Source organism: Agromyces chromiiresistens, assembly GCF_029167465.1.
In the GTDB taxonomy this organism is placed as follows: domain Bacteria; phylum Actinomycetota; class Actinomycetes; order Actinomycetales; family Microbacteriaceae; genus Agromyces; species Agromyces chromiiresistens.
Genome location: NZ_JARFNL010000001.1, coordinates 879,447 through 889,905 on the forward strand (window position 1 = coordinate 879,447; position 10,459 = coordinate 889,905).

The 10,459-nt window shown below is 70.3% G+C and carries 10 protein-coding genes; 3 read left to right on the forward strand and 7 right to left on the reverse strand.

Annotation, left to right across the window (positions count from 1 at the left end; all coding sequences use genetic code 11):
* Positions 1 to 17: 17 nt before the first annotated feature.
* The 7 genes from pstB to PX701_RS03940 form a co-directional block, all read right to left on the reverse strand.
* Entirely contained in the window at positions 18 to 797 is a 780-nt protein-coding gene (pstB, locus tag PX701_RS03910; RefSeq protein WP_231430226.1) for a phosphate ABC transporter ATP-binding protein PstB, read from the reverse strand.
* Positions 798 to 840: 43 nt separating this feature from the next.
* Positions 841 to 1,947 carry a phosphate ABC transporter permease PstA gene (gene pstA, locus PX701_RS03915; RefSeq protein WP_231430227.1) on the reverse strand — a complete coding sequence of 369 codons (1,107 nt, stop codon included), beginning with the start codon at positions 1,945 to 1,947 and terminating at the stop codon, positions 841 to 843.
* Complete coding sequence (pstC, locus tag PX701_RS03920) at positions 1,947 to 2,888, reverse strand: phosphate ABC transporter permease subunit PstC (protein WP_231430228.1); 942 nt, start codon at positions 2,886 to 2,888, stop codon at positions 1,947 to 1,949. Before pstC ends, pstA begins: the two co-directional genes overlap by 1 nt.
* 117 nt (positions 2,889 to 3,005) lie before the next feature.
* A complete protein-coding gene (pstS, locus tag PX701_RS03925; RefSeq protein ID WP_275505533.1) occupies positions 3,006 to 4,100 on the reverse strand; it encodes a phosphate ABC transporter substrate-binding protein PstS in 1,095 nt (364 codons plus the stop codon).
* Positions 4,101 to 4,238: 138 nt separating this feature from the next.
* Positions 4,239 to 5,174: an NUDIX hydrolase gene (locus tag PX701_RS03930; protein ID WP_231430230.1), complete on the reverse strand. Its 936-nt coding sequence runs from the start codon at positions 5,172 to 5,174 to the stop codon at positions 4,239 to 4,241.
* Positions 5,171 to 7,378 (reverse strand): RNA degradosome polyphosphate kinase, encoded by a 2,208-nt coding sequence (locus PX701_RS03935; protein ID WP_275505534.1) that lies wholly within the window; start codon positions 7,376 to 7,378, stop codon positions 5,171 to 5,173. Before PX701_RS03935 ends, PX701_RS03930 begins: the two co-directional genes overlap by 4 nt.
* Before the next feature lie 45 nt (positions 7,379 to 7,423).
* On the reverse strand, positions 7,424 to 8,110 hold the full coding sequence (locus PX701_RS03940; protein WP_231430232.1) for a response regulator transcription factor: 687 nt from the start codon (positions 8,108 to 8,110) through the stop codon (positions 7,424 to 7,426).
* 76 nt (positions 8,111 to 8,186) lie between these two features.
* Here PX701_RS03940 and PX701_RS03945 point away from each other — a divergent pair, with 76 nt between their 5' ends.
* The 3 genes from PX701_RS03945 (at position 8,187) to ygfZ (ending at position 10,419) form a co-directional block, all read left to right on the forward strand.
* A complete protein-coding gene (locus PX701_RS03945) occupies positions 8,187 to 8,501 on the forward strand; it encodes a hypothetical protein (RefSeq protein ID WP_231430233.1) in 315 nt (104 codons plus the stop codon).
* Positions 8,502 to 8,647: 146 nt separating this feature from the next.
* Positions 8,648 to 9,256, forward strand: coding sequence for a nitrobindin family protein (locus PX701_RS03950; protein ID WP_275505535.1), 609 nt, complete (start codon positions 8,648 to 8,650; stop codon positions 9,254 to 9,256).
* On the forward strand, positions 9,256 to 10,419 hold the full coding sequence (gene ygfZ / locus PX701_RS03955; RefSeq protein WP_275505536.1) for a CAF17-like 4Fe-4S cluster assembly/insertion protein YgfZ: 1,164 nt from the start codon (positions 9,256 to 9,258) through the stop codon (positions 10,417 to 10,419). The genes PX701_RS03950 and ygfZ overlap by 1 nt, the downstream gene beginning before the upstream one ends.
* Positions 10,420 to 10,459 lie beyond the last annotated feature (40 nt).

The following is a 10,459-nucleotide window of genomic DNA, read 5'->3' on the forward strand; positions in this document are numbered from 1 at the left end:
CGTCGCCGGCAGGACGATCAGCCGAAGCGTCCCGAGACGTAGTCCTCGGTCGCCTTGACCTGCGGGTTCGAGAAGATCGTCGTCGTGTCCGAGTACTCGATGAGCTTGCCCGGCTGGCCGGTGCCCGCGATGTTGAAGAACGCGGTCTTGTCGCTCACGCGCGAGGCCTGCTGCATGTTGTGCGTCACGATCACGATCGTGTACTGCTGCTTCAGCTCCTCGATGAGGTCCTCGATGGCGAGGGTCGAGATCGGGTCGAGTGCCGAGCAGGGCTCGTCCATCAGGATGACCTCGGGCGAGACGGCGATCGCGCGGGCGATGCAGAGGCGCTGCTGCTGGCCGCCCGAGAGACCCGACCCGGGCTTGTCGAGGCGGTCCTTGACCTCGTTCCAGAGGTTCGCGCCGAGCAGCGAACGCTCGACGAGTTCGTCGGCGTCGGGCTTCGAGATCCGCTTGTTGTTGAGGCGCACGCCGGCGAGCACGTTCTCCTTGATCGACATCGTCGGGAACGGGTTCGGACGCTGGAAGACCATGCCGACCTGTCGGCGCACGAGCACCGGGTCGACGCCAGGGCCGTAGAGGTCGTTGCCGTCGATGAGCACCTTGCCCTCGACGCGCGCGCCCGGGATCACCTCGTGCATGCGGTTGAGCGTGCGGAGGAAGGTCGACTTGCCGCAGCCGGAGGGGCCGATGAACGCGGTCACGGTGCGGGGTTCGATCTCGAGCGTGATGCCCTCGACGGCGCGGAAGTTGCCGTAGTAGACGTTGAGGTCCTCGACCTCGATGCGCTTGGACACGGGTGCTGCTTCTCTCTGTACGGGGTCGTTGCGGTCTGGGCGCTCAGCGGCGGCCGGTCTTGGGGGAGAACGCCTTCGCGATGATGCGGGCGACGACGTTGAGGAGGGCGACGATGAGGATGAGCGTCAGCGCACCGGCCCAGGCGCGGTCGATGTACGCCTGCGAGTCGGTGCCCTGGTTCATGTACTGGGTGTAGACGAACACCGGCAGCGTCATCATGCGGTCGGCGAACAGGTTGTAGTTCATGCTCGTCGTGAAGCCGGCGATGATGAGCAGCGGCGCGGTCTCGCCGATGACGCGGGCGACGGCGATCATGATGCCGGTGATGATGCCCGCGATCGAGGTGGGCAGCACGACCTTCAGGATCGTGAGCCACTTCGGCACGCCGAGCGCGTAGGACGCCTCACGGAGGTCGTTCGGCACGAGCTTCAGCATCTCCTCGCTCGAGCGCACGACGACCGGGATCATGAGCACGGAGAGGGCGACGGCGCCGCCGAAGCCCATGCGCACGCCGGGGTCGTCGGTCACGAGCGCGAAGAGCGCGAACGCGAACAGGCCGGCGACGATCGAGGGGATGCCCGTCATCACGTCGACGAAGAACGTGATGCCGTGCTTCAGCTTGCCGCGGCCGTACTCGACGAGGTAGATCGCGGTGAGCAGGCCGACGGGCACCGAGATGAGCGCGGCCATGCCCGTGATGAGGAGCGTGCCCATGATCGCGTGCAGCGCGCCGCCGCCGGCACCGACGACGTTGCGCATCGACTCCGTGAAGAACGCGGCGTCGAAGCGCGGCAGGCCGTTGACGATCGTCGTGAACGCGACCGAGATGAGCGGCAGCAGCGCGATCGTGAACGCCGTCGCGACGAGCGCGGTGACGAACCGGTCGGCGGCCTTGCGCGAGCCTTCCACGAGGCGCGAGATCAGCCAGATCGAGGCGGTGTAGAGCACGACGCCGCAGAAGACGGCGCCGGCGATGTTGAAGAGCTCGCCGCTCGAGACGGCGACGAGGCCGAACACGGCGCTCGACGCGGCGAGTGCGCCGACGAGCACGTAGATCGAGGCGTAGCGCGGCAGCTTGCCCGCGGTCAGCGAGTTGGAGATGCCGTTCTGCGTGACCGGCGCCTGCGGGGGAGTGGCGGTGAGGCTCATCAGTTGGCTCCCGAGAATTCCTTGCGGCGCTCGACGATGTAGCGGGCGACCATGTTGACGGCGAGCGTGATCGTGAAGAGCATGAGGCCCGTCGCGATGAGGATGTTGACCCCGATGTCGTGCGCCTCGGGGAAGTTGAGCGCGATGTTCGCGGCGATCGTGGTCGGGTTCTGCGACTGCAGCACGGCGAAGCTGATGATCGCCGACGGCGACAGCACCATCGCGACGACCATCGTCTCGCCGAGGGCGCGGCCGAGGCCGAGCATGGAGGCCGAGATGATGCCGGGGCGGCCGAACGGCAGCACCGCGAGCTTGATCATCTCCCAGCGGGTCGCGCCGAGGGCGAGCGCCGCCTCCTCGTGGAGCACGGGGGTCTGCAGGAAGATCTCGCGGCAGAGCGCGGTGACGATCGGCAGGATCATGACGGCGAGCACGACCGCGACGGTGAGGATCGTGCGCCCCGTGCCCGAGACCGGCCCGGCGAACAGCGGGAACCATCCGAACCACTCGGTGAGCGTGGTGTAGAACGGCTGCACCGCGGGGGCGAGCACCGTGATGCCCCAGAGGCCGAAGACGACCGACGGCACGGCGGCGAGCAGGTCGATGATGTAGCCGAGCCCCTGCGCGAGGCGCCGCGGCGCGTAGTGCGAGATGAACAGCGCGATGCCGATCGAGAGCGGCACGGCCATGATGAGCGCGAGCGCCGCCGCCCAGATCGTGCCGAACACGAGCGGCCACACGTACTGCCAGAAGTTCTCGGCGTCGCCCTTGAAGTCGTCGGCCACTGCGGTGAACGCGGGCAGCGACTGCGCGACGAGGAAGATCGCGACGGCCGCGAGGGTGACCAGGATGAGCACGCCCGCCACCAGCGTGGCGGTCGAGAAGATCCGATCGCCGGGGCGCTGCTTGGCGGTGATGGTGGATGCCTCGGGGGGCGTCATGGGGCGGGGTCTTCCTGGTTCGTGCGAATGGGGAGCGCGCGAGCCGGGCTCGCGCACCGAGCCCGCCCGGCCCGATCGGACACCGCTGCGGTGCGATCGGGACGGGCGGGCGCCGGACTACTTGACCGTCTCGAGGGCGGCCTGGACCTGCTCGCCGAGCTCGCTCGAGAGCGGCGCCGAACCGGCCTGCTCGGCGGAGAGGGACTGGCCCTCCTCGCTCGCGAGGTACGAGACGTAGCTCTTCACGAGCTCGCCTTGTGCCGCGTCGGCGTACTCCTGGCAGACGATCGCGTAGCTCACGAGCACGAGCGGGTAGTGGCTCGGGTCGGTCGTGGTGCGGTCGAGCGCGATCGCGAGGTCGTTGGCCTCGCGGCCCTCGACGAGCGGCGACTCCGCGACGACGGCCGCGGCGGCCTCCGGCGAGTAGCCGACGAACTCGTCGCCGACCTTGATCTTCGCGACACCGAGGTCGCCGGCGCGCGATGCGTCGGCATAGCCGATGGTGTTCACGCCGTTGGTGACGGCGTCGACGACGCCCGAGGTGCCCTGGGCGCCCTCACCGGTCTGGTACGGGAAGGTGTCGCTCGGCTCCTCGGCCCACACGTCTGCGGCCGTCTGGTTGAGGTAGTCGGCGAAGTTCTTCGTCGTGCCCGAGTCGTCCGAGCGGTGCACCGCGGTGATGGTCGCGTCGGGGAGGGCGGCACCCTCGTTGAGCGCGGCGATCGCCGGGTCGTTCCACTTGGTGATGTCGCCCTTGAAGATCTTCGCGAGGGTCGCCGGGTCGAGGTTGAGCTCCTCGACGCCCTCGACGTTGAAGATCACGGCGATGGGCGAGATGTAGACCGGCAGGTCGATCGCCTTGGTGTCGGGGGCGCACGCGGCGAACTCGCCCGCGAGCTCCTCGTCCTTCAGGTACGAGTCGCTGCCGGCGAAGTCGACGCCGCCCGCGATGAAGGCCTCCCGGCCCGCGCCCGAGCCCGAGGGGTCGTAGTTGATGGTGACGTCGGGGTTCGCGGTCTGGAACGCGGCGACCCACGCCTCCTGCGCCGAGCCCTGCGACGAGGCGCCGGCCGCGTCGATCGTGCCCGAGAGGGTCGAGGTCGACTCTTCGGGGGTGGCGCTGCCGCCGCCTTCGTTTGCTGCGCAGGAGCTGAGCGCGAGCGCCGCGGTGACGGCGACGACGGCGGGCACGCCGAAACGCTTGAAGTTCACGTGAAGTCCCTTCCGGGGTTCGATTGCAGGTCCGGGTCGGTGCCGACCCGCCTGCGACGCTAATCAGTGCGCCTTACGAGCTTCCGCCACGCCGGTGAACGGGAGGTGAACGGAATCGGGCGCGTGATTCCGCTGCGTTCAGGCGCGCGGCGCGTGCGTCTCGATCGAGATGATGCCGGAGCCCTGGTTCGTCGCCGACAGGTGCACGACGCTGAACGCGCCGGGCTCGAGTTCCGCGGCGTCGGTCGCGTACGTGCCGAGGGGCGTGCCGGTCGCGAGTGCGAGCTCGCGCATGATGTCGGGCAGCACCGGCCCGTGGCTGCAGATGACGGCCGACTTGCCTGCGCGCACGCGCTTGCCGACGACCCGGCGCACCTCGGCCTCGCCGGCCTCGAACGCCTCCTGGCTGATGCCGGCGTCTCGCTTGATCTCGATGCCGGTGGCCGCGGCGAGCGGCGTCACGGTGGTGACGCAGCGTACGGCCGGGCTCGACACGATCCGCTTCGGGCCCCAGGCGGTGAGGGTGTCGACGAGGCCCGCGGCCTGGTCGACGCCGCGGGCGGAGAGCGGCCGCGAGGCATCCGGTCCGTCGAAGCCGCCCCGCCCGACCGCCTTGCCGTGCCGGAGGACCGTGATGCTGAACGTCTCGGTGACGCCCTGTTCGACGAGCGCCGTGAAGTTGTCGAGGATCTCGACGTCGGGTTCGTAGGTGAGGTAGCCGCGGGCGCGCTTGGGGGTGACCCATTCGAGCGCGGCGACCTCGGCGTTCGGCTTGAAGGTCGAGCGCTGCACCGCCTTCTCGCCCACCTCGGCCGCCCAGTAGTGCACGATCTTCTCGCGGCCCGACGGCAGCGGGTAGCGCGAGACGCCGAGCGGCACGCCGAGGTCGACGGCGAGGCCGGTCTCCTCCTGGATCTCGCGCACGGCCGTCTGCGGCAGCGACTCGCCGGGGTCGACCTTGCCCTTCGGAATGGTCACGTCGCCGTACACGGTGCGGTGGATGACGAGCACGTGCAGCTTGCCGTCGATGTAGCGCCAGCAGACGGCGCCGGCGGCGTAGACGGCCGTCGTCACCGGCGCGACCCCGATCGGGTGCGCTGGCCCGATCGGGTGCGCTGGGCGATCTCGAGCATGAGGCCATTCTGCAGGTCGGTGAGCGGGCGGCCCTCCTCATCTACCGACCGGCGTGTCCAGACGCCGTCGCCGTCGAGGTGCCACGAACTCGTCGACTCGTCCATCGCCTGGTCGAAGATGCGCTCGATCTCGACGAGGTGCTGCGGGTCGGTGAGGCGCACGAGCGCCTCGACCCTGCGGTCGAGGTTGCGGTGCATCATGTCGGCGGAGCCGATGTAGACCTGCGGGTCGCCGTCGTTCGCGAACGAGAAGATGCGCGAGTGCTCGAGGTAGCGGCCGAGGATCGACCGGACGCGGATGTTCTCGCTGAGGCCGGGGATGCCCGGTCGCAGGCTGCAGATGCCGCGCACCCACACTTCGACGGGGACGCCGGCGTTCGAGGCCCGGTAGAGCGCGTCGATGATGGCCTCGTCGACCATCGAGTTGACCTTGATGCGGATGCCGCAGGGCCGGCCCTCCTCGGCCGCCCTGATCTCGCCCGCGATGAGCTTCAGGAGCCCCTTGCGCAGGTGGAGCGGCGCGACGAGGAGCCGCTTGAACTTCTTCTCGATCGCGTAGCCGCTCAGCTCGTTGAAGAGGCGCGTCAGGTCCTTGCCGACCTGGTCGTCGGCGGTGAGGAGGCCGAGGTCCTCGTAGATGCGGCTCGTCTTCGGGTTGTAGTTGCCCGTGCCGATGTGGCTGTAGTGCCGCAGCACGCCCTTCTCCTGGCGGATCACGAGCGCGAGCTTGCAGTGGGTCTTGAGGCCGACGAGGCCGTAGACGACGTGCACGCCGGCCTTCTCGAGCTTGCGCGCCCACGTGATGTTCGCCTGCTCGTCGAAGCGGGCCTTGATCTCGACGAGGGCGAGCACCTGCTTCCCAGACTCCGCGGCGTCGATGAGGGCCTCGACGATCGGGCTGTCGCCCGACGTGCGGTACAGGGTCTGCTTGATCGCGAGCACGTCGGGGTCGGCGGCGGCCTGCTCGAGGAAGGCCTGCACGCTCGTCGCGAACGACTCGTACGGGTGGTGCAGCAGCACGTCCTGGCGGGAGACGGCCTTGAACACGTCGGCGCGCAGGTTCGACTCGGTCGGCTGCAGCTGCACGGCCGTGGTCGGCACGTGCGTGGGGTAGTGCAGCTCGGGGCGGTCGAGCCGCGCGAGGTCGAAGAGCCCGCCGAGGTCGAGCGGCGCGGGCAGCCGGTACACCTCCTGCTCGGTGACGTCGAGCTCGCGCACGAGCAGGCCCAGCGTCACCTCGTCCATGTCGTCGGTGACCTCGAGGCGGATCGGCGGGCCGAATCGGCGTCGCAGCAACTCCTTCTCGAGCGCCTTGATGAGGTTCTCGGTCTCGTCCTCCTCGATCTCGACGTCCTCGTTGCGGGTGACGCGGAACACGTGGTGCTCCACGATCTCCATGCCGGGGAAGAGGTCGCCGAGGTGGTTCGCGATGAGGTCCTCGAGTGTGATGTAGCGCGCGTCCTCGACCGACTCGCCGGGCTCGACGCGGACGAACCGGGGCAGCATCTGCGGCACCTTCACGCGCGCGAACTCCTGCCGGCCGGTGCGGCTGTTGCGCACGCGCACCGAGAGGTTCAGCGAGAGGCCCGAGATGTAGGGGAACGGGTGCGCCGGATCGACCGCGAGCGGCATGAGCACGGGGAAGATCTGCGACGAGAAGTAGCCGCGCAGGTGCGCGCGCTCGTCGTCGCCGAGCTCGGCCCAGGTCACGATGCGGATGCCCACGTCGGCGAGGGCGGGCTTCACGAGCTCCTGGTAGGCGGCGGCGTGGCGCTCCTGCAGTTCGTGCGCCATGCGCGAGATGTCGCTCAGCACGTCGACCGGGGCGCGGCCGACGTTCGTCGGCACGGCGAGCCCGGTCATGATGCGGCGCTTGAGCCCGGCGACCCGCACCATGAAGAACTCGTCGAGGTTCGACGCGAAGATCGCGAGGAAGTTCGCCCGCTCGAGCACCGGGACGAGCGGGTCCTCGGCGAGTTCGAGCACGCGCTGGTTGAAGGCGAGCCAGCTCAGTTCGCGGTCGAGGTAGCGCTCGGCGGGCAGCTCGGGCGCGCCTTCGATGTCGAGCGGTTCGAAGTCGTCGTCGAAGTCGCTCGCCGTGCGATCCGACTTCCGGTCGTCCTCGAGGATGCTGTCCGGGCTCATCCACTCATCATGGCACGCACGCGGTTGCGGCCGATGAGGGCAGGGTTAACGGGCGGTGACGGGCGCGCTCTCGTCATCCTCTTCGTGCACGTTGAACCGGTAGCCCACGTTGCGCACGGTGCCGATGAGGCTGTCGAGGTCGCCGAGCTTCGCCCGAAGTCGCCGCACGTGCACGTCGACGGTGCGGGTGCCGCCGAAGTAGTCGTAGCCCCACACCTCGCTCAGCAGTTGCTCGCGCGTGAAGACCCGCGACGGGTGCGCCGCGAGGAAGCGCAGCAGCTCGAACTCCTTGTAGGTGAGGTCGAGCGGCTTGCCGTGCACCTTGGCCGAATAGCTGGCCTCGTCGATGACGACGCCCGAGGTCTGGATCCGCTCCGCGGGCTGCGACTGCAGCGCCCGACCGATGGCGAGCCGGATGCGCGCGTCGACCTCGGCCGGGCCGGCCCCCTCGAGTACGACGTCGTCGACGCCCCAGTCGGGGGAGACGGCGGTGAGCCCGCCCTCGGTGACGACGAGCACGAGCGGCGCCGAGAGCCCGGTGGTGCGCAGGATCTGCGCGAGCGCCTTGGCGCCGGCGAGGTTCGTGCGGGCGTCGAGCAGCACGAGCTCGGCGTCGGGCGCGTTGACGAGGCGCTCGGGCGAGGCGGGGATGACCCGCACCCGATGCGTCAGGAGTGCGAGCGCCGGGAGAACGTCGTCGGCCGCCGGCGTCAGAATGAGCAGCTGCGCCACGCCACACCCTCCAGTAGTAAGGTGCGGTCAATACTACGGGACGGCCGACGCCGTCCCGCGAACCGAACGGAGCGGCATGACCGACGAGACCGAGACGCGCACGGGATGGCCGGGAATCGTCCTGATCTGGGCGGTCGCCGTCGTCGGTTCCGCGATCGTCGCCGGGCTGGCGTTCGGCGGCGTCGACGACTGGTTCGAGGATGACTCGTGGCTCGGCGTGTTCGGCGCGCTCGGCGTCGTGCTCGCCGTCTCGGTGCTCGGCACGCTCGTGGTCCAGCTCGCGAGCCGCCGGCCGGCCGGATTCGTCGGTCGCGTCTCGGCGTCGATCGCGGGCGCGTTCGTGGTCGTCGCGGTCGCGGCGGCGATCGTCGCCCCCGTCGCCGCGGGCTAGACTCGAGGCATGTCTGAGCTGCTCGCCCTCGAACTCCTCTTCATCGGCCTGCTCGGCCTCGCGAGCCTCGCGATCGCGTGGATCAGCGGCGTCGTCGTCTACAAGCTCTTCAAGGGTCAGCGCTAGGCGCTGGTGAAGGCGTGGCGATGATCGAGCTGCCCGTCGACCTTCCCGCCGAGCTCGTCCCGCTCTCGTGGCTCCTCGGCGTGTGGGAGGGGTCGGGCGTCATCGACTACAAGGTCGGCGACGAGTCCGTCACGCACGAGTTCGGCCAGCGGGTGAGCTTCAGCCACGACGGGCTGCCGCACCTCAACTACACCTCGTACACGTGGCTCTTCCCCGACGACGAGGGCGGTGAGCCGACGCCGCTCGCCACCGAGACGGGGTACTGGCGGCTCGCACGTGCACAGGGCGAGGGCGACCCGGGCCCAGCGATGCTGCCGGCCGTCGGCGAGCCGCGCTACGGCGACGCCGAGGCGGTCGAGCGGCTGCGCAACGCCGAGGGCGGGTTCGACCTCGAAGTGTCGATCGTGCACCCCGGCGGGGTGAGCGAGCTCTACCTCGGCCAGGTGAAGGGCCCGCGCATCGACCTCGCGACCGACGCCGTCATGCGCTCGGCCGGTGCGAAGGACTACGCGGCCGCGACGCGGCTGTACGGCCTCGTCGAGGGGCACCTCCTGTGGGCCTGGGACATCGCGGCGCTCGGTCAGGACCTGCGCACGCATGCGTCGGCCCGCCTCGCGAAGGTCGACTGATGACCGGGTCGTCGTCGCCGTTCCTCGCCCTTCCCGGAGCCGTCGCCCTCGAGACGTCGCCCGGCGTCGCCGGCCACTACGGCGAGCCGATGATCGAGCAGCGTCGCCTCGAGCGCGGCGAGGCGATCGTCGATCTGTCCGACCGCGGTCTCGTCGTCGTCACCGGTCCCGACCGGCTGAGCTGGATGCACTCCATGGCGAGCCAGTCGTTCACCGGCCTCCGGCCGGGTGAAGGTATCGAGGCGCTGCTCCTCGACGCCTCCGGCCGTGTCGAGCACGCGGTGCACGCGGTCGACGACGGTGAGTCGGTGTGGCTCATCGTCGAGGGCGACGAAGCGGCTCCGCTCGCCGCCTGGCTCGACCGCATGCGGTTCATGCTCCGGGTCGAGGTCGCCGACCGAACGGCCGACCTGGCCGTGATCGCGGCGATGTCGGCCGACGCGCTCGATGCGGCGGTCGCGGCGTACGCGCCCGCCGGCGTCGCGCTCGACTGGGTCGACCCCTGGGCCGAACCCCGCCCGGGCGGCCACCAGTACGCCGCCGCAGCCGGGCACCCGGGCGCCGACTGGCGCTGGATCGAGCGCATCGTCGAACGCGAAGCGCTGGCCGACGCGGCCGCATCGGTCCGTTCGGGCCGCGTGGCCGCCGCCGGAGCGCTCGCCGCCGAGGCGCTGCGGATCGCCGCGTGGCGTCCGCGCCTCGCGACGGAGGTCGACGAGAAGACCATTCCGCACGAGGTCGACTGGCTGCGCAGCGCGGTCGACCTCGGCAAGGGCTGCTACAAGGGCCAGGAGACGGTCGCGAAGGTGCTCAACCTCGGCCGGCCGCCCCGGCGACTCGTGCTGCTGCACCTCGACGGCAGCGACACCGTGCTGCCGGTGCCGGGCGACGAGGTGGTCGGCGAGAAGGTGCGGCCCGAGCCCGCCGAGGGCGAGGCGCCCGAGCGCAAGGTCGTGGGCCACGTCACCTCGAGCGCGATGCACCACGAGCTCGGCCCCATCGCGCTCGCGCTCGTCAAGCGCGCGGTTCCCGCCGACCTGCCGCTCATCGTCGAGCGCCACGGCGTGGAGGTGGCGGCCGCCCAGGTCGAGATCGTGCCCGCCGATGCGGGCGCCGCCGTCGAGGTGCCGCGCCTGCCCCGCCTCGGCGTGCGCAAGCCCTGACACCGCCGACCGGCTGATCTGCCGGGTGCCGACGTCCGTC

Coding starts and splice junctions, on each gene's coding strand:
- PX701_RS03945 (WP_231430233.1), top strand. CDS start 8,187: ATGACCGACGAGACCGAGACGCGCACGGGATGGCCGGGAATCGTCCTG.
- pstC (WP_231430228.1), bottom strand. CDS start 2,888: ATGACGCCCCCCGAGGCATCCACCATCACCGCCAAGCAGCGCCCCGGC.
- ygfZ (WP_275505536.1), top strand. CDS start 9,256: ATGACCGGGTCGTCGTCGCCGTTCCTCGCCCTTCCCGGAGCCGTCGCC.
- PX701_RS03935 (WP_275505534.1), bottom strand. CDS start 7,378: ATGAGCCCGGACAGCATCCTCGAGGACGACCGGAAGTCGGATCGCACG.
- pstA (WP_231430227.1), bottom strand. CDS start 1,947: ATGAGCCTCACCGCCACTCCCCCGCAGGCGCCGGTCACGCAGAACGGC.
- PX701_RS03950 (WP_275505535.1), top strand. CDS start 8,648: ATGATCGAGCTGCCCGTCGACCTTCCCGCCGAGCTCGTCCCGCTCTCG.